Source organism: Pseudomonas sp. NPDC088429 (assembly GCF_044753305.1).
GTDB classification, from domain to species: Bacteria; Pseudomonadota; Gammaproteobacteria; order Pseudomonadales; family Pseudomonadaceae; genus Aquipseudomonas; species Aquipseudomonas rustica.
In genome coordinates this window covers 119033-137031 of the sequence record NZ_JBIVMX010000001.1, presented here as the reverse complement: position 1 = coordinate 137031, position 17999 = coordinate 119033, and the positions used below count along the sequence as shown (strand labels likewise).

The following is a 17999-nucleotide window of genomic DNA, read 5'->3' as shown; positions in this document are numbered from 1 at the left end:
CGTTTACGATGAACACGTTAGCAAAATCACTGACAGCGCTGAGCCTGGCCGTTTCGATCAGCGCCAGCGCCCAGGCCGCCAGCCATTACCAGCAATTGGCCGACCTGCCGTTCGCTGGCGGTTATCCGACGCTCGAAGGCGTGGCGCAGCTGCAAAACGAATTGCTCTTCCAGCGCGCCGTGCAGTCGTACATCTGGGCTCTGCCGGCGTTGAACATGTACGCCATGAAAGAGGGCTCGGAGAAAGCTTTCGGCGCCGGTTACAACGTGCTGCCGATCTGGAAGGATCGCCTCAACGCCAAGACCCGCGTGACCACGCCCAACTCCGACGTGATCTACGCCATGGGCTATCTGGATCTCAAGCAGGACGGCCCGATGGTGATCGAAGTGCCGCCGGGTTTGCAGGGCATTCTGGATGACTTCTTCCAGCGGCCGATTTGCTCCGAGGGCGAGATTGAAGGCCGTCAGTGGTGTGGCGACGTCGGTCTGCCGGGCCCGGACAAAGGGCAGGGCGCCAAATACCTGGTGCTGCCGCCGGACTATAAAGGCGAGGTGCCGCCGGGCTATCTGACGTATCGCTCGCGAACGTACGGCGTGTTCGTGTTCTGGCGCGGCTTCTTCAAAGATCCGAAACAGCTCGATGCGCCGGTCGCGGTCATGGAGAAAACCCGCATCTATCCGTTGGGTAAACAGGCCACGGCCAAAGCGATGGTGTTCCCCAACGCCTCGAACACCCCGGTCAACATGCTGTACCCCACCGATGGCAGCGCTTTCGACATGCTGTCGCGGTTTATCGAACACGAATACGTCGACCCGCAGGACATGGAAATGCGTGGCATGCTCGCCGCACTGGGCATCATCAAGGGCAAGCCGTTCCAGCCCGACAAGGCCAGCCGTGACCTGCTCGACAATGCGGCGAAAACCGCCAGCAAGATCGGCCATGCGATTTCTTACACGCCGCAGACGATTGTCGCCAACGGCACGTGGTACCCGGATCGCAAGTGGTTGAACGTATTCCCCGGTAACGCCACGTTTACCGCCGACACGTTCAACTACATCGACCCGCGCACCGGCTTTTTCACCAACGCCTATTCAGCCAGCCCGGGCATGGCCGTGAACATGGAAAACGTCGGCGCCAAGTACCCGGCCACGTTCGTCGATGCCACGGGTGAATTCCTTTCCGGCAGCAACAGCTACACGTTGAACCTGCCCAAAGGTATCCCCGCAGCCTTGTTCTGGTCGGTCACCGCGTACGACTCGATCACCGCGTCCGGCTTGGACAACGGCCAGCCGTTTCCATCGATCAATACTATGGACAAACCGGTCGCCAATGCCGATGGTTCGATCGATGTGCATTTCGGCCCGGACTCACCCGGCGCCGGTAAAAACTGGATCAAAACCCTTCCGGGCGAAGGCTATTTCGTGATTCTGCGCCTGTACGGCCCGACCAAAGCGTTCTTCGACAAAGTGTGGAAGCCGGGGGATTTGCACAAGCAATGATTTGAGAGGTTCTTGAGCGGCATGGGAGCCTCAGCGTCCTCATGCCCTCAATACGCTTGCCGACGGCGCCCGTCGCAATGGAAACTTGATCCCCGCAACGTCGCAAGAAATCGTTGAACAGGACACCCCGGTGATCAGAAACATTACGGACATGGATTTACGCCTGCTGCGGATTTTCGCCATCGTGGTGAAGTGCGGTGGTTTCACCGCTGCGCAAGCTGAGCTGAACATGAGTCAGTCGAACATCAGCACGCATATTTCCAGTCTGGAAAAACGTTTGGGCTACCGGATTTGCGAGCGCGGCAAGGGTGGTTTTCGCTTGACCGAAAAAGGTCAGCGGATTCTCAAGGCGTCAGCGGCGCTGTTTGGTGCGGTGGATGCCTTCCGTGATGAGGCGCAGGATTTATCCGGGCGTCTGGTCGGGGATCTGTATCTGGGGCTGGCGGACAATATCGCGACCCTGCCGACCGCGCGCATCGACGCGGCCATTGCACGGTTTTATCAGCGCGAACACGACATGCACCTGCATATCTTCGTGAACTCGCCGATAGAGCTCGAACGCGCGGTGATCGACGGGCAACTGGACGTCGCCATTTCCTATTTCAGCCGTCCGCTACCGACCTTGAATTACCAACCGCTGTACAGCGAGGAGATCGGTATCTTCTGCGGGCAGGCGCATCCGCTGTTCGCCGTCGAGGCGCCGACGCTGGAACAGCTCAAGGCCAGTGACTGGATTTGCCATGGTTTCTTGCCGGCCGATCAGGTGCTGCCCATTGCGCCGGATCGCGCTTCAGCCACCGCGCACCACATGGAGGCGGTGGCCCACGGCGTGCTCGCCGGGACGCATCTGGGCTATTTGCCTGCGCACTACGCGCGGCCATGGTTACAGAGCGGCAAGATGCGCGCGCTGCACCCGCAGACGCTGCGTTATGACGTGCAGCACAGCATGATCACCCACGTCGGGCACCCGCAAAGCGAGGCCGTGCGTGCCTTTATCGCAGATCTGCTGGCTGAGCACGGTTTGTGAGTTTTATCTCGGCAGCACGCCTTGCACGGCATTGCGGAAGATTTGCGTATAGTCGGCGGCACTGAGGACACAGGCGTTGGTGTCGGATGAAGAAACATCGGCCAGCGCCTGTTCGCCAACCCAATCCGCCGCGTCGGTGTCCAGACCCATCTCGCCCAGGCTGTGGGCGATCCCTAACTGCTCGCGCAGCTGCAAGACCCAATCGAGAAAACCATCGAAATCAGGCTGCGGCAACTCCAGATAGCGGGCCAGTCGCGCGATGTCCTGGCTGATTGCCTGGCGGTTGGCGACCAACACGTAGGGCAGCAGGATCGCATTCAGCAACCCGTGATGTTTGTGATAACGCGCGCCCAGCGGATGGGCGAGGGCATGCACGCCGCCCAAACCTTTCTGAAATGCCACCGCGGCCATGGCCGAAGCGATCAACATGCCTTCGCGGGCAACCATGTTCTGACCATCGCGATGTGCGTTGCACAAGTGCTGCTGAATCAAACGAATACCTTCCACCGCGACACCGGAAGACATCGGGTGATACAGCGGCGAACAGAAAGCTTCGATGTGATGGGTCAACGCGTCCATGCCGGTGGCGGCGGTCAGTGCGGCGGGCAGGCCACGGGTCAGCACCGGGTCGAGGATCACGCAGGCCGGCAGTAATTCCGGGTGGCTGACCACACGCTTGATGTTTTCTTCGCTGAGGGTCAACACCGCTTCGCGACCAAGCTCCGAACCCGTGCCCGCCGTGGTGGGCAGCGCGATCAGACGTGGCAGATCGAGGTGCGGAAAGTCCGCCAATGTCGGGTAACTGGCTATGACATTCGACCATTGATATTGCTCGAGGCCTTGAGCATCGACGGATGCCAGGCTGATGCCCTTGGCGGCGTCCATCGCGCTGCCGCCGCCCAGAGCAATCAGCGAATCATGCCGGCCAGCCTTGAAAGCGACCACGCCTCGGGCGACGTCATTCAGGCTCGGGTTGCTGTCGATGTCGCTGAACACCGCGAAGGCAATATCGGCGTGCTGCAAATGCGCTTTGATCAGCGCCATAGGTTCCAGCGCGAGCATCCCCGGATCGGTGACCAGCAGCGGATTGCGCATTCCCAACAGTTTGCAGCGTTCGGCCAACACATCCAGCGCGCCGGACCCGCAGAAAATTTCGGTGGGGTAATTCCAGTAGTGAAGAGAAGACATCTGAACTCCAGATTCGCGGGGCGCAAGGGCCCCGCATGACAAGGCGGGGGGTTATTCGGTGCGCAGTTGCAGGCTGCTGCGCAGATAAGGCTTGGCGCGGAACAGGTAGATCAGGCCCAGCAGCGCGAGGATCGAGAACACCAGAATCACCGCCCACACCTGAAACCATGGCGCACCCGGTGGCGCCAGCGACTCCCGTGGCCAAGCGACGTTGATGCTTTCAAACACCAGCCAGAAGAACGCCGCAAGATTGACCGGCAGACCCCAGCGACCAAGGCTGAAAGTCCCGGGCTCGGGTTTCCATTGGCCGCGCAGACGAGCAAGCAGGGCGCAGCTGACGACAATCAGGAACACCATGAAAAAGCCGCCGCTGCCGAAGGCGATCAACGTGCCGACCGCCGTTGCGTTGAGGCCTAGCGCCAGACCGAGACTGGCGAAACAGGTGCTGAAAACCATCGCCGCGAAAGGCACTTTGCGCTTGTCGACTTTGCGCAACAGGGCCGACGCCGGGAGCATCGAGTCGCGGGCCATGCCGAACACGGCGCGACCGATGTAGGTCTGCACCGAGACGATGCACGCGATGAACGCCACCAACACGATGCCCACGAAAGGTCGTTCCGACCAGCTACCGAAGGCATCAACGACAGCAGGTGTCACCGGGTCGACGATTTGCCCGGAGACCATGCCTGCGGTGTCGGTAAACGACAGCGTCACGGCGAATGCGGTGAGCATCACGGTGAGGCCGACCAGAATCATCGAGCGCAAAATCGCCCGTGGCGTCGACGTCCGCGCATCGGCAGTTTCTTCGGACACCTGCGAGCAGGCGTCGAACCCGAGGAAGGCCCAGCCACCGACCGCCATCGCCGTCAGAAATCCTGGCAGGTACGAGCCGTCGCCACCCTGACTGGAGGTCAGTCCTTCAAACACCAGCGACAGCGAATGGTTACGGAAGAACAACAGCAACAACACGCCGATGCCGATGGAGGCGATCGCCTCGGCAATGATCCCGGCGTTGACGAAGTACTTCAGCGGGTTGATGCCGAACAGGTTAACCCCCAAACCGAGCAGCAACAGCACGGCGCCGCTGAACACTTGGGCATTCGCCGATGGCGGCGCGCCGGTAAAAAACAGCCACAACCAGAAACCGCCCAGGTAGGCGACAGTGGTCAAGGAAGCCAATGCCGAGGCCAGATACATGAACCCGGTGAACCACGCCCAGCGATCGCCCGCCAGTCGCCGAACCCATTGATAGCAACCGCCGGCGAGCGGGTATTGCGAGGCCAGTTCGGCATAGACCAGCGCCACCAGAAACTGCAGCGCCAGGCACAACGGAACGATCCAGACCCAGGACGGCCCGGCGTTCATCGCGCCCAATGACATCACCGAATAAATGCCCACCACCGGCGAAACGGTAGCGAACCCGACAGAAAATGAAGACCACAATGACAGACCGCGATGCAGTTCCTGGGCATAGCCCTGGCTGTGCAGCAACGATTCATCGGCGTTTGGGCGGGAAAGAGGCGAGGTCATTGTCGGCCTCCCATTGAAGCGCTGGCGCTGGAGAGCGCGCAATGACAGGCACGGCAGCGTGCGAGCAGGGCGGACATAAGAAATTCCTTGGTCGGCAGACACATTATTTTTAGGATCGCCTTGTCTCAGGCGTACCGACGAAACGGCCTCCTTCATGAGGAGTGAAGGGAGCTTAAGCCAGGCAAACATCGATAAAAATTCATATGTTTGTAGGCTGGGTTCTGGAATTTCATATGTTTGGAGAAGCGAGCAGAGAAGATGGCTGACCGTGATCAGCCGTCGTTGATTGGCAAAGCGCAGGCTAGCCCCATTGCGCTCTGGAAAGCCCATAGCATTTGCACATTGCAGGCACTCCAGACAGATCCAGTTCGGCGTCATACAAATGCGTTGCGCCCAGCTTGAGCATGGCGTTTTGCGAACGAAGATTATTAGGCGCGACGTGGAAGTAGACGATGTCGTACGCCTTGAACGCATGCTCCAGCATCAATCGCTTTAGCTCGCGATTGGCCAGCCCGCCCCACTTCGCCCGCGTCAGAAAGGTGTAACCGATGGCGATTGCGTCAGGCTGGTCGGGCGGTGAGTAGTAGCTCGACATGCCGACGATCTGCCCGGAGGCCATCTCGATCACCGCGAGGGCTTTGCCGCTGGCCAGGCGCGCGGCGAAGTAGGGCGCGAAGACCTGTCGTTGATAGCGATCCGTGGCCGGGTGGCCGGCCCAGATCAGCGGGTCACTCGCCGCCAGCAGCATGCCTTCAAAATCACTGTCGGCGAGTGGTCGCAGTTGCAGCGTGTTGCCGCTTAAATCGGGTTGGTTATCAAAGTCGCGCACTGGACGGGTTTCCTTGTCAGGTGAGTCCTGAGAAAGAAACCAGTCTAGGGCTATCGTTGTGCAACGAAAGATCCAATGCACGGATTTTTCATGGAGCCATCGCTACCGGCTTAACGCTGGTAACGATTGCCCGGCCGCTGCAATCCCAGATGATCCCGCAGCGTGCTGCCGCTGTACTCAGTGCGGAACAACCCGCGCTGTTGCAGCAACGGCACCACGCCGTCAACGAAGTCATCCAGTCCTTCCGGCAGGAACGGCGGCATGATGTTGAAGCCGTCGGCAGCCTGGCCGACGAACCATTCTTCAAGGGTGTCGGCGATGGTTTTCGGCGTGCCGATCACGGTGTGGTGGCCGCGCGCGCCGGCGACTTTCAGGTACAACTGGCGAATTGTCAGGTTTTCCCGGCGCGCCAGATCGATGAACAAGGCCTGACGGCTCTGCATCGAATTGCTCTGCGGCAGCTCTGGCAACGGGCCGTCCAGATCATATTCCGACAGGTCGAAACCACCGGCCATGCCCGCGAGCATCGCCAGTCCAACCCGTGGCTCGACCAGATCCTGCAACTGTTGGTATTTGTCTTCCGCTTCACTTTGCGTGCGGCCAATCACCGGCGAAATCCCCGGCATGACTTTCAACTGCTCAGGACGGCGGCCGTAGCCGGCAAGTCGACCTTTGACGTCGGCGTAAAAGGCTTGGGCGTTGCTCAGGGTCTGTTGTGCGGTGAACACCACTTCAGCGGTGCGCGCGGCCAAGGCCTTGCCCGGTTCCGAGGAGCCGGCCTGAATCAGCACCGGGTAACCCTGTGGCGTGCGCGGAATGTTCAGCGGCCCGCGTACCCGGTAGTTTTCGCCGTGGTGATTGAGTACATGCAGTTTGTCCGGCTGGAAAAACACGCCGCTGGTTTTGTCGCGGATGAAAGCGTCGTCTTCAAAGCTGTCCCACAGGCCGGTGACAACATCGATGAACTCTTCAGCGCGCTGATAACGGTCGCCGTGTTCGAAATGCTTGTCGCGGCCAAAATTCAGCGCCTCCAGATCGGTCGCCGAGGTCACCAGATTCCAGCCACCGCGCCCGCCGCTCAAGTGATCGAGGGAGGCGAACTTGCGCGCCAGTAAATAAGGTTCGTTGTAGCTGGTCGAGACCGTCGACACCAGGCCGATGCGCTCGGTCACCGCTGCCAGACCCGAGAGCAGCACCAGTGGATCGAAGACATCGCCAGCGGTGGTGAACTGGCCCAGTTCCGGCGAGCCCATCAAGGCCAGGTTGTCGGCGAAGAATATCGCATCGAACTTGCCGCGTTCGGCGGTGGTGGCGAGTTTTTTGAAGTGCTGGAAATCCAGTCCGCCGCCAGCCCAGGCACGCGGGTGGCGCCAGGCGGCGAGGTGGTGGCCGCTGCTCATGAGAAACGCGCCCAGGCTCATTTTTGCTGTTGTCATAGTGTCCTCAGAAGTCATAGCGCAAGGTCAGGCCGGCAGTGCGCGGCTGGCCTGGCGAGGCGGTGTAAAGACCGTTGGAACCACTGCCAACAGCCAGGTAATACTCACGATCGAAGGCGTTTTTCACCCACAGCGAGGCGTCCAGCAAACCGTCGCCGTAGTCCATGCGCGCGCCGACCGAGAAGTTGGCGAGGCCGTAGCCGTCGATCTTCGCCAGGTCGGAGTTGTCGAGGGTGCCTTCGCTCTCGGAGCGATAGGCATAGCTGCCGGTGGCGTAAGGTTCGATGCGGTCAATGCGCGGCCACTTGTATTCGCCGTTGATGTTGCCGATCCAGCGCGAGGCGCCGGCCACACGCTGGCCGCTGAGGTCGCAGTTGGTCTGGCCGGGGTTTTCCGAGGGGCAGGGCGCGTCTTTGAACGACAGATAGGTGACGTCGTTGAACGAGCCGTTGACGTTCAACGTCAGTCCGCGAACCGGCACGGTGGTGGCCTCAAATTCGAGTCCACGTGAGCGCACGGTGCCGGCGTTGGTCAGCAATTGGTAACCGGTCAACGAGCCCGGCGGCTGGTAGTAAGTGGTGGCTTGATAGCCGTTCACGCCCGTCCAGAATACGTTCGCGTTGAGTTGCAAACGCTGGTCGAACAGCTGACTTTTGATCCCCAGTTCCGCGTCGTTCGCCCGCTCGGGGCCGACCAGCAATGACTCAGCGCCAGCGCTCGGAGCCGAGCCGACCGCAAGGTTGACGCCGCCGGATTTTTCGCCGTGGGACAATGAGGTGTAGCCCAACACATCGTCGCTGAAGTGGTAGCTCAAACTGGCCAGAAACGACGGTGCGGCGTTGTACAGGTGCAAGTCACCGGTGTCGTAGGCGCCGACCTGGCCGGCACGGATCGCGTTGCCATCGACCACGCCCGGGATCACCACTGGCGTGCCGCCACCCACAGGGGCGAAGCGTTTGACGTTGGCTTCTTTTTCTTCGTAGGTGCCGCGGATGCCGGCGCTGAAATCGAGGCGCTGGGTCAGGTGCCAGGTGCCTTGGGCAAACAGCGCGTAGCTCTCGGTGTCGATCTTGCCGTTGACCTTGCTGTTGACCTTGCTGTTGACGTTGTTGAGTGCATTGAGATTGGCGCCGATCAGGTTGAGATCCGCCAGCGGCCCGAGGTCGGTGAAGATGCGGTTGCCGAGGTCTTGCTTGAACGCGTAGGCGCCAACCACGTAATCAAAGAACTCGCCTTTAGGCGAAGCCAGGCGCACTTCCTGCGAGAACTGCCGGTCGTGGACTTCGTAGCCGAAGTCGTTGATCACCGGGACTTCCAGTTGGTCGGCGTCGTTGGCCGGGTTGAAGTGCCAGCTGCGATAAGCACTGATCGAGGTCAGCGTGTAGCCGCCGGCAAGGTTCCAGTTGGCTTCAACGGAGCTCGCGTTCTGGTGCACGCTGACGTTCTGGCGGCCATCGATGTTGCTCTCGCCCACCTGCGGATTCGCCCCGACCAGTGCCGCGCGGCGCCAGAACACGGGCCCCGCGCCGTAAATCACGCTGCTGCCGCTGCTGGAGTTTTCGCTGTTGTATTCGTTGATCCAGCGCAGGCTGAAATCGTCGTTGGGTTTGAACAGCAATTGCCCGCGCAAGCCTTCGCGCTCGCCACCGAGCAGTGTGCGGTCGTCGTGGCGATTGTTCAGGTAGCCGTCGTCCCGGGTGCGATAGAACGACAGGCGACCGGCGAGGGTGTCGGTCAACGGCCCGGACACCGTGCCTTTGCCTTGAAAGTAGCCGTCCTGCCCACCGGACACTTCGAGGCTGCGCTCGGGGGTGAATGTCGGGCCACGGGTGGTGATGTTGAGCACGCCCGCCGTGGTGTTTTTGCCGAACAACGTGCCTTGCGGCCCGCGCAGCAATTCCAGTTGCTCGACGTCGAGCATGTCGAACGCGGCCATGCCGGGACGGCCGAGATAGACGTTATCCAGGTAAATCCCGGCGCTGCCTTCGAGGCCATCGCTGGCCGGGTTGTTGCCGATCCCGCGCACGGCAAAACTGGAAACCCGCGCATGGACATAAGCAACGTTGACGCTCGGCAAGGCCTGTTGCAGATCCTGAATCTTGTAGATGCGCTGGGTTTCCAGGTTGGCGCCGCTGAGGGTGGTGATCGGCGTCGGTACGTCTTGCGACTGTTCTTCGCGACGGCGCGCGGTCACGGTGACCTGTTCAAGCCGTGGCGCCGAGTTATCGGCTTGAGTTGCCGTCGGTGTGGACGCTTCGGGTTCATCGGCGGCGAAGCTCTGGGTCGAGCAGAGGACACCGGGCAGCGCCAGCCATAAGGAAAAGCTCAGGGGCTTGAGGCGATGGGCCGTGGTGGCCGAGTAACGTAAAAGCATGGACGCAGAGCTCCTTTTTTTGCCGCGCGACGCAATCGGTCGGGCTCGGTAGGAGTGCCATGCTAGAGCGTGTGAAGGTGGGAAAAGGGGCCTGCGCGGACAACCTATGGTCCGCCGCAGACAAGTGACTCAAACCGCGATCGACAATGCTCGCTCAGCCGCGAAAACAGTGGGCCGTGGCACGTAACGTTGAGGTTGCAACGGCACATCATCACGCCGCCATTTGCCGGGACTTTCGCCGGTCCAGCGACGGAACGCGCGATTAAAACTGCTCGGCTCATTGAAGCCCAGTCGATAGCAGATTTCGTTGATTGAACAGTCGGTCTGGCGCAGGTAACTGAACGCCAGTTGTCGCCGGCAATCGTCGAGCAACGCCTTGAAACTGCTGTCGTGTTTGAGCAAGTGCCGATGCAGATTGCGCACGCTCATGCCGAGCTCGTCGGCGACACGACTTTGCTGAACTTCACCCAGAGGCAAGTAACGAATAATCGCCGCGCGAACCCGCTCCGGCAGATTCAGGCGTCGTTGCCGTTCGAGGTAGTCGTTGAGCACGCCATCGAGTCCTTGGGCCACGGCGTGATTGGCCGTGTTCAGCGGCGCATCCAGCCAGCGGTTGCTGTATTCGATGGCATTTTCGCCGGCGTCGAAGCGGATCGGGCAACCGAGCAAACGTGTCCAGCGCAGCGGATCTTGCGGGGCCGGGCGGGCCATGCGCACGCCGTGCACGATCGGCAAATCCACCCAGGTTTGCCGGGTGAAGCGCACCGCGCAGGCAATCGACGCTTCGGTGGCGATCTGCTCCACCTCCGCGCCGTCGGCCACGCCGTAAACCATGCGCGTGGTGTGCGGCCCGCGCACCAGACTCATTGCCGCCGACGTGGTGATCACCGGGGCGTAACGCACGCCCCGTTGCAACGCTTCAATCACCGTCGAACTGCTTTGCGCGGCGAAAAACAACCCGTGAAAATCGGTCGGATAACTGTGCTGCGCCACTTGCAGACCAAAACATTCGTCAGCACTGATGCGCCGCGCCGCCCGCCAGAATGCGCTCATGGCGGGGAGGGCGATGCGCTGATCAGGGTCATGCAGATGACAACGGCTGATACCGGCCTCGCTCAGCAGCGGGGCGGCGTCGATGCCCTGTGCTTCCAGCGTGCGGGCGATGACTTGGGCCCAGGTGGCAATGGTATCGGTGCTTGGCATGGTGGTTCTCCGGCGTATTCGGTTATCCGTCCTCGGGGTGATTCAGGCGAGGCCTTCGGCGGCCAAGGTCTGCACCACTGATTCCCGCGCGCGGAAGCGACCGAGTGCGGCCTGCAGCGCAGGGAAATCGTTGAGCACACCGACGCGAGCGCTCCAGCCAAGGAAGACGCCGAGGTAGGCGTCCGCCACGGTGAAACGATCACCGACCAGATACTCGGTTTGCGCCAGTCGTGCTTCGATCGGTTTCAGTGCGTTGCTCAGTTGTTCCAGCGCTCGCTGGCGAATGCCGGGGAATGCGCTTTCGTCAGCGCTGTAACGCTCTGGGCGATTGATCGGGCGAAACGCGCCGACGTGGATCTCGGTCGCCACGTAACCGAGCCAGCCTTGAATCTGCGCGCGCTCGACTGAACCTGCCGGTGCGAACAATTCTGTGCCGGGTTTGAGGTCGGCGAGGTACGGCAGGATCGCGGTGTTTTCGGTGAGCAGCGTCTGGTTATCCAGCAACAGCGCTGGTACACGGCCGGTCGGGTTGATCTGGCGATAGGGCGAGTTCGGGTCGCCGAGGGTCACGCGCTCGACGTTGATAGGCAGTTGCAATTCGTGGATCACGACATGGGCAGCGAACGAGCAGGCACCGGGGAAAATGAACAACGTGGTCATGGAGAGTCCTTGTTTTAGCGGCTGGCTTGTGGGGTTTGCGAAGCGGTGTCGGTGTGTTGCATGGCAGCCTCGATGAAGCGCGGCTCGGCCCAGGTTTTCACTTCAAAACCTTTGCGGATCAGTTTCGCGTTGAGCGCCAGATCGACGCTGCGCTGCAAGTTGTCGAGGAACGGCGCGTCGAGCTGCGGGGCGAAAATCTTTACCAGCGATTGGTCTTTGGCATCGGTGGTGAGGATGTCTGCCGGGAAGCTGGCGAGTTTTGAAACCAGGTTGATGTAGTCCTGTTTGTGGTCGTCGTTGCGCAGCCAGGTGATGGCGGGTTGTTGCGCCTTGATCAGGCGCGCGACCAGTTCTGGATGTGCGTCGACAAAGGCGCCACGGCCTAACAACACGGCTTGCATGCTGCCGGCGCCATCGAGGTCGACGGTGGTCAGCGGCAATTCAGCGAGGCCGCGTGCCTTCAGCGCAATCACGCCGGCACCCGACCAGGTAGCGTCGATTTGCTTGGCGGCGAGTGCCGCGTTGGCGGCGTTGTAGTCGAGGTTGACGACTTTGTAGTCGCTCTCTTTCAAGCCTTGGTGCGCGAGTGCCGAGGCAAACGAAAGTTGCGTGGCGGTGCCTCGGAAGATAGCGACGCGTTTGCCTTTCAGTGCTTCGAGGGTGGTGATGCCCGAGCCCGGCTGTACGGCGAGATAGAGTTTGACGTCACGGGCCGTCGCACTGAGCAAACGCGTGTCGAGGCCACCGGCCTTGCCGATGATCGCCGGCAAGTCGCCGAGGTAAGCGAAGTCTTCCTGGTTGTTGGCCAAGGCCTCATTGATCGCCGGCCCCGCGCCTTTGAAGAAGTCCCAACGGATCTTGATGCCGTCCTTTTCGAACTCCTTTTCCAGGGTTTGTCGATCGCGTAATACGTCGACAATCCCCGCGCCGCTGGGTGTCGGCCCGGCGCTGATGTCAGGCACGGCGATACGGATTTCCTTGACCGTATCGGCCAGCGCCAGACTGGAAACGAGTAAAGCGGCGAGGGTGAGCGCGGCTTTCGGAAGGGAAGTTCTGCTAAACGACGTCGTTCGACTCACACGGATGCTCCTGCAAATTCCAGCGAGGTGCCGGATCGAAGGCGCAGGTATAGCGGCGTACACACGCAGAAATAAAATAATTAAAAATGTGCTGGTTAGTCGCTTTGGGCATATGAGCGACAGCGCATAGCTTGGGGCAGCAATGCCTTTCAGGCATAAAAACTATGCCGAGCCAAATCCCCCTCAGATACCCCGTCGTTCACTGTAGGAGCCGAGCTTGCTCGCGAAAGCGTCAGCCCAGGCAATGCATAGTTGAATGACCCACCGCTTTCGCGAGCAAGCTCTGCTCCTACAAGTTTTCTGCCGTACAAAAAGTCCCGAGCACACCCCAAATCCTTGTGGGAGCGAGCCTGCTCGCGAAAGCGTCAACTCAGGCAATGCATTGTTGAATGACCCACCGCTTTCGCGAGCAGGCTCACTCCTACATGTTCTTCTGTCGTACACAAAACCCCGAATACGCCAAAGATCCCTGTGGGAGCGAGCCTGCTCGCGAAGGCGTAATTTCAACCAGTGCATTGTTGAATGACACACCGCTTTCGCGAGCAAGCTCTGCTCCTACTAGTTTTCTGACGTACACGAAACCCCGAGCACACCCCAAATCCTTGTGGGAGCGAGCCTGCTCGCGAAGGCGTAATTTCAGCCAGTGCATTGTTGAATGACACACCGCTTTCGCGAGCAAGCTCTGCTCCTACAAGTTTTCTGCCGTACACAAAACCCCGAGCACACCCCAAATCCTTGTGGGAGCGAGCCTGCTCGCGAAGGCGTAATTTCAACCAGTGCATTGTTGAATGACACACCGCTTTCGCGAGCAAGCTCTGCTCCCACAGATTTTTTGCTCCGCGGGCAATTCAGCGTTGCAAATCCACTCGTTCCGCTTCGGCAGTCGTCGATGAAACTGGCACGCCATCAACAAACGCTTCATGCGCTTCAGGATCGAGATTGACCTGGTGACACTCACCCAGCGAGCTATAGCGATCGCGCAGTTTGCGCAGATCCCGTGAACCCATTTTATCCAGCCCCAACGTCGCATTCTGCGCCGCCGTGGTCGCGCGAATCAGTTCATCAATCTTCAGGTGCAAAATGTCGTTGTCGCGGTTTTGCGTGTTCTGGATCAGAAACACCATCAGGAAGGTGATGATGGTGGTCGACGTATTGATGATCAGTTGCCAGGTATCGTTGTAGTGAAAGTAAGGCCCGGTCAGTCCCCAAACCCCAATCAAGACGATCGCGAGGAGAAAAGTTTTCGAGCTGCCGGCCCAGTTTGAAAGGCCTTGGCAGAAACGTGCAAAAGTCATGAGTGCGAGCTCTCGTTGAATGTAACGAGTCTGACCGCAGCCAGTTCTTGAAATTCTTTTTTACATTTAGACCGCTCGTCGCCGTGTTTGCGCGTAGCCGTCGCTGCTGGAAAACCTTCTTGCAGGTCGCCCATCATCCTCTTTGAACTCTGCGTCAAACTCCCCCGTCCTCTGCAGTGAGGGGCTCAGGGCAATCCTTGCTGCGCAGTCCCGTTAAACGTTTTCATCCAGAAGGCGAGGGACGACATGAATACTTCAGACAGCAGAGCAGGATCTCAGACCGGCGATCCGGCAGGCAGCAAGCCTGAGCACGACTTTGAGCATTTAAAGGAAGAGGTCACCGAGGCGTTGGGCGGCGCGAGGCATCAAGCCGATGCGCAGTTTGGCCAATATCGCGACACCGCCGCCGATCAGATCGAGGCATTGGCGCAAGGTGCGGAAAGCTTTGTGTCGGAACTGGAGGACAAGGACTCACTGGGCATGTCCGACTACCTCAGCGACATGGCGGAGTCGATGACGGGGCTGGCCGGCAATCTTCGCGGCAAGAGTGCCGAACAGCTCTTGCACGATGCGGCGGATCTGGCGCGCAGCAATCCCGCGCTGTTCATTGCCGGGAGCATTGCCGTGGGGTTCGGATTATCGCGATTCCTCAAGGCCGGCACGGGCGCGGCGGTCACCGTCAGCGCCCAACACGATCCGGCAGCAGGCAGTTCCTCCATGCCGCCATCAGACGGTTATGGCGCCCATCGGCCTTATGAAACGTCGCCCGCACCGACCCCCGTTGCGCCAGTCGCGAAAGGAGAACTGTGATGAACAGAGACGATCCGGATCTGCCGGGCACAAGACCTCTTGCGCAACCTGACGACGCTTCTGTCGTCGGTCTGCTTCGACAGCTGTCCCGCGAAGTGCCCGCGTTATTCACCAAGGAACTGGCCTTGGCCAAGGCCGAGCTGCAAACCAGCCTCACCACGCTGAAGGCCGGCATTGCGGCGGTGGCGGGCGGTGCCATCGTTTTTCTGGCGGGTTTCATCATCCTGCTGATGTCGGCGGTCTACGCTTTGAGCCTGTTCATGGCGCCGTGGCTGGCAGCGTTGATCGTCGGTGTTGTGGTGATGATCATCGGCTTCGCCATGTTGCAAACCGGCAAAAAACAATTCGAGCCGTCCCATTTCAAACCTGACCGGACGCTGGACGCTCTGAACAAAGATCAGGAAGCGCTGCGGAGGAAAGTCTCATGAACACTGAACTGGATATCGAATCGCAAAAAAGTCCCGAGCAGATCGAACGGGAAATCGACGCGCAGCGCGCCAGCATCGGCAACATCGTCGACCAGCTGGAAAGCAAGTTCACCCCCGGTCAGATGTTCGACCAGGCCTGGGGCCTGATGCAAAACAATGGCTCGACGTTTATCACTAACCTTGGCACCAGCGTGCGCAACAACCCCGTGCCTGCGGTGCTGACCTCGGTGGGTCTGCTGTGGCTGATGATGAGCCAGAACCGGCCGCCGGTGCCGCAACCGGTTTATCGGACCGGGCCCGATCAGGACAGGGCCGGGGAATGGGCGGATGGTTTGGCGGACGGTATCGACAGTGCGCGCGACCATTTGCACCAGACGGCCGATTCGCTGAAGGAAGGTTACCAATCGCTGAAAGGCAAAGCCGCACACTTGGGCGACAACGTTGGTGCCGCCAGTGAAAACCTCAGCCATGCGATGCACGATGCCGGTGATCGGTTAGCGCGCAACTCACAGGTATTGGGTCAGCAGTTCAATCAACTGCTCAAGGAACAACCCCTGGTGGTCGCCGCCGCCGGCATCGCTCTGGGCGCCTTGCTCGGTGCCGCGTTGCCAACCACCAGCACCGAACAGCGCATGATGGGGCGCACCAGCGCCGGGCTGGTCGATAAAGTCAAAAAGCAGGCGCAGGAAGGCTATGAAGCGGTTCGCGATACCGTGACGAAAACCACTGAACAAGAGGCTGTCGCCGCCCGTTCAGACTCCTCGACTGCAACGTCGTCGGCCCCGTCCGCCGATCTTTCCCAAGGCTTGGGCACCTCCTGATCGCGGAGAACCGGAGGCCCGCAATGGGCCTCCTTGCCGGGGGCAATGATCGTCGCTTGATCAGTGAAAACACATTGAATGGTGGGAATGATGTCCGAACCTGCAACGCCTTCCGAAGCGTCTTCACGAAACTGGTTTAGCCATCTCACAAACGCTGGCTGGGGAGGTCGCGCCTTCTGGCTAGCGCTGGCGTGCGTGGCTGTTCTGTTGATGGTCAGCGGCTATGGCGCATTTGTCGGCGCCAACAAGGCGAATCTTTATTTTGCTTTTCTGGGCGGACTGTCCGGATTTGGCGCCACCGCATTAGGGGCGGTGGTGGCGATAGCGTTGCGCGACATCGCTGCGCGTACCCAGGACATCATGCTTGGGTTCGCGGCCGGCATGATGCTTGCCGCCAGTTCTTTTTCGCTGATTCTGCCGGGCATCGAAGCGGCACAGGCCTTGTGCGGCAATCAGTTGCTGGCGGCTTGTGTGGTGGTGGCCGGGTTGGCGCTGGGCGTGGCGCTGATGGTCGGACTGGATCGCTTCGTGCCGCACGAACACGAAAAAAGCGGTCGGCGCGGGCCTGAAGCGAAGCGCATCAATCGAGTCTGGCTGTTTGTATTGGCAATCACTCTGCACAACCTGCCGGAAGGCATGGCGATTGGTGTGAGTTTCGCCAACGGCGACATGCAGGTAGGGTTGCCGCTGACAACCGCCATCGCCATTCAGGATATTCCCGAGGGCTTGGCAGTTGCGCTGGCATTGCGTGTGACGGGGCTTTCGGCATTGCGAGCGGCGCTGATTGCCGTCGCTTCAGGGCTGATGGAACCGATCGGCGCCATCGTCGGTTTGGGTGTTTCCAGCAGCTTCGCGTTGGGGTATCCGATCGCTCTCGGTCTGGCGGCTGGCGCGATGATTTTTGTGGTGTCCCATGAGGTCATTCCGGAGACCCATCGCAATGGTCACGAGACACCCGCGACTCTTGGATTGATGCTCGGTTTTGGAGTGATGATGTTTCTCGATACGGCGTTGGGTTAGCGCGCGTTATTTGCCCTCAAGAATCTTGAAGGCATCATCCAGCGGCGCATAGCCGACGACTTTTCGCGTTTCATCAATCGAAAGGCGCTTGTATCGATTGTCCGAAACGCCATGGACAACGTGGAATCCGTTCAGCTCGGCATCCACGCAATCGCGCAGCAACGCGACGACATCCCGCACACTGATAAACGCCGCAACGTCCCTGTGGCTGTGCGCTTCACCCGGGTGAAACTCGTTTACGTTGGCAATGCGCACGGCGACGGTGGTCATCGCACCGTCGTTGGCATGCAGCGATGCCAGTGCTTCGCCGAACGCTTTGCCGACCCCGTAAAGATTGCCGGGCCGGGGCGCCATGCTTTCGTGGACTTGTACATCCTTGGGGTAGCCTTCGATGGCCTGAGCGCTGCTGGCGAAGATGAAGCGCTTGCAGCCTTGCGTCTTCGCGGCGAGCAGCATGTTGTAGGTGCCAACGATATTCACCGGCAGGACGGAGGTCATGAAATCCGCGTCCGGATTCGGATCGGCCGCCAGGTGAATGACGGTGTCGATGCCTTCGCAGGCTTCATGGCAACGGGATAAATCGGTGATGTCGAGGGCGAAACGTTCGCCGGAATCGGCAAGTTTTGATACGTCTATATCGGCTAAGCGCAGAACCAGTTCATCGCCATACGCTTTGTAGAAGGCACCGCCGATCTTGCCGGCAGCACCCGTGACTAATATTTTTCGTGCGCTCATGTCCATATGTCCTCAGGGTGAGATTCCATTCTGGTTCTCGACTGACCGATGAGTACCATCCTTCT

Annotated in this window: 16 protein-coding genes; 6 read left to right on the top strand and 10 right to left on the bottom strand. The window is 60.0% G+C overall.

Annotated elements, in window-relative coordinates:
• The first annotated feature begins 8 nt into the window (after nucleotides 1–8).
• Together ACIP66_RS00740 and ACIP66_RS00735 are read left to right on the top strand one after the other, a co-directional pair.
• The gene (locus ACIP66_RS00740; protein WP_400644421.1) at nucleotides 9–1499 is read left to right on the top strand and encodes a DUF1254 domain-containing protein; all 1491 of its coding nucleotides are present in this window, start codon (nucleotides 9–11) and stop codon (nucleotides 1497–1499) included.
• Between the two features lie 130 nt (nucleotides 1500–1629).
• Nucleotides 1630–2526, top strand: coding sequence for a LysR family transcriptional regulator (locus ACIP66_RS00735; protein WP_053120439.1), 897 nt, complete (start codon nucleotides 1630–1632; stop codon nucleotides 2524–2526).
• Between the two features lie 3 nt (nucleotides 2527–2529).
• On the opposite strand, the gene ACIP66_RS00730 is transcribed toward ACIP66_RS00735, so the two are convergent.
• The 9 genes from ACIP66_RS00730 to ACIP66_RS00690 form a co-directional block, all read right to left on the bottom strand.
• Nucleotides 2530–3714: an iron-containing alcohol dehydrogenase gene (locus ACIP66_RS00730; protein ID WP_400644417.1), complete on the bottom strand. Its 1185-nt coding sequence runs from the start codon at nucleotides 3712–3714 to the stop codon at nucleotides 2530–2532.
• Between the two features lie 51 nt (nucleotides 3715–3765).
• Nucleotides 3766–5244 (bottom strand): APC family permease, encoded by a 1479-nt coding sequence (locus tag ACIP66_RS00725; protein ID WP_159811425.1) that lies wholly within the window; start codon nucleotides 5242–5244, stop codon nucleotides 3766–3768.
• Between the two features lie 301 nt (nucleotides 5245–5545).
• On the bottom strand, nucleotides 5546–6073 hold the full coding sequence (locus ACIP66_RS00720) for a GNAT family N-acetyltransferase (RefSeq protein ID WP_400644414.1): 528 nt from the start codon (nucleotides 6071–6073) through the stop codon (nucleotides 5546–5548).
• A 110-nt stretch (nucleotides 6074–6183) separates the two neighbouring features.
• Complete coding sequence (locus ACIP66_RS00715; RefSeq protein WP_400644411.1) at nucleotides 6184–7509, bottom strand: LLM class flavin-dependent oxidoreductase; 1326 nt, start codon at nucleotides 7507–7509, stop codon at nucleotides 6184–6186.
• 7 nt (nucleotides 7510–7516) lie between these two features.
• Nucleotides 7517–9883 carry a TonB-dependent receptor gene (locus tag ACIP66_RS00710; RefSeq protein WP_400644409.1) on the bottom strand — a complete coding sequence of 789 codons (2367 nt, stop codon included), beginning with the start codon at nucleotides 9881–9883 and terminating at the stop codon, nucleotides 7517–7519.
• A 129-nt stretch (nucleotides 9884–10012) separates the two neighbouring features.
• Nucleotides 10013–11086 carry an AraC family transcriptional regulator gene (locus ACIP66_RS00705; protein WP_400644406.1) on the bottom strand — a complete coding sequence of 358 codons (1074 nt, stop codon included), beginning with the start codon at nucleotides 11084–11086 and terminating at the stop codon, nucleotides 10013–10015.
• 42 nt (nucleotides 11087–11128) lie between these two features.
• A complete protein-coding gene (locus ACIP66_RS00700) occupies nucleotides 11129–11746 on the bottom strand; it encodes a glutathione S-transferase C-terminal domain-containing protein (protein ID WP_400644403.1) in 618 nt (205 codons plus the stop codon).
• Nucleotides 11747–11760: 14 nt separating this feature from the next.
• Nucleotides 11761–12825, bottom strand: coding sequence for an ABC transporter substrate-binding protein (locus ACIP66_RS00695; protein WP_400644400.1), 1065 nt, complete (start codon nucleotides 12823–12825; stop codon nucleotides 11761–11763).
• 848 nt (nucleotides 12826–13673) lie between these two features.
• Complete coding sequence (locus ACIP66_RS00690) at nucleotides 13674–14120, bottom strand: low affinity iron permease family protein (RefSeq protein WP_400644398.1); 447 nt, start codon at nucleotides 14118–14120, stop codon at nucleotides 13674–13676.
• Nucleotides 14121–14366: 246 nt separating this feature from the next.
• Between ACIP66_RS00690 and ACIP66_RS00685 the strand changes: the two genes are divergently transcribed.
• The 4 genes from ACIP66_RS00685 (at nucleotide 14367) to ACIP66_RS00670 (ending at nucleotide 17199) form a co-directional block, all read left to right on the top strand.
• Nucleotides 14367–14930, top strand: coding sequence for a hypothetical protein (locus ACIP66_RS00685; protein ID WP_400644395.1), 564 nt, complete (start codon nucleotides 14367–14369; stop codon nucleotides 14928–14930).
• Nucleotides 14930–15358: a phage holin family protein gene (locus tag ACIP66_RS00680; protein WP_159811416.1), complete on the top strand. Its 429-nt coding sequence runs from the start codon at nucleotides 14930–14932 to the stop codon at nucleotides 15356–15358. The genes ACIP66_RS00685 and ACIP66_RS00680 overlap by 1 nt, the downstream gene beginning before the upstream one ends.
• Entirely contained in the window at nucleotides 15355–16179 is an 825-nt protein-coding gene (locus ACIP66_RS00675; protein ID WP_400644392.1) for a DUF3618 domain-containing protein, read from the top strand. The genes ACIP66_RS00680 and ACIP66_RS00675 overlap by 4 nt, the downstream gene beginning before the upstream one ends.
• Nucleotides 16180–16269: 90 nt before the next feature.
• Nucleotides 16270–17199, top strand: a complete 930-nt coding sequence (locus ACIP66_RS00670) for a ZIP family metal transporter (protein WP_400644390.1) — start codon at nucleotides 16270–16272, stop codon at nucleotides 17197–17199.
• 6 nt (nucleotides 17200–17205) lie between these two features.
• Here ACIP66_RS00670 and ACIP66_RS00665 read toward each other — a convergent pair whose 3' ends face one another.
• Nucleotides 17206–17934, bottom strand: coding sequence for an NAD-dependent epimerase/dehydratase family protein (locus ACIP66_RS00665; RefSeq protein ID WP_400644387.1), 729 nt, complete (start codon nucleotides 17932–17934; stop codon nucleotides 17206–17208).
• Between the last annotated feature and the right edge of the window lie 65 nt (nucleotides 17935–17999).

Excerpts from the sequence above, each read along its gene's own strand:
- ACIP66_RS00675 (WP_400644392.1), top strand. The coding sequence starts at position 15,355 with ATGAACACTGAACTGGATATCGAATCGCAAAAAAGTCCCGAGCAGATC.
- ACIP66_RS00715 (WP_400644411.1), bottom strand. The coding sequence starts at position 7,509 with ATGACAACAGCAAAAATGAGCCTGGGCGCGTTTCTCATGAGCAGCGGC.
- ACIP66_RS00725 (WP_159811425.1), bottom strand. The coding sequence starts at position 5,244 with ATGACCTCGCCTCTTTCCCGCCCAAACGCCGATGAATCGTTGCTGCAC.
- ACIP66_RS00730 (WP_400644417.1), bottom strand. The coding sequence starts at position 3,714 with ATGTCTTCTCTTCACTACTGGAATTACCCCACCGAAATTTTCTGCGGG.
- ACIP66_RS00700 (WP_400644403.1), bottom strand. The coding sequence starts at position 11,746 with ATGACCACGTTGTTCATTTTCCCCGGTGCCTGCTCGTTCGCTGCCCAT.
- ACIP66_RS00690 (WP_400644398.1), bottom strand. The coding sequence starts at position 14,120 with ATGACTTTTGCACGTTTCTGCCAAGGCCTTTCAAACTGGGCCGGCAGC.
- ACIP66_RS00740 (WP_400644421.1), top strand. The coding sequence starts at position 9 with ATGAACACGTTAGCAAAATCACTGACAGCGCTGAGCCTGGCCGTTTCG.
- ACIP66_RS00680 (WP_159811416.1), top strand. The coding sequence starts at position 14,930 with ATGAACAGAGACGATCCGGATCTGCCGGGCACAAGACCTCTTGCGCAA.
- ACIP66_RS00705 (WP_400644406.1), bottom strand. The coding sequence starts at position 11,086 with ATGCCAAGCACCGATACCATTGCCACCTGGGCCCAAGTCATCGCCCGC.
- ACIP66_RS00685 (WP_400644395.1), top strand. The coding sequence starts at position 14,367 with ATGAATACTTCAGACAGCAGAGCAGGATCTCAGACCGGCGATCCGGCA.
- ACIP66_RS00670 (WP_400644390.1), top strand. The coding sequence starts at position 16,270 with ATGTCCGAACCTGCAACGCCTTCCGAAGCGTCTTCACGAAACTGGTTT.
- ACIP66_RS00710 (WP_400644409.1), bottom strand. The coding sequence starts at position 9,883 with ATGCTTTTACGTTACTCGGCCACCACGGCCCATCGCCTCAAGCCCCTG.
- ACIP66_RS00665 (WP_400644387.1), bottom strand. The coding sequence starts at position 17,934 with ATGAGCGCACGAAAAATATTAGTCACGGGTGCTGCCGGCAAGATCGGC.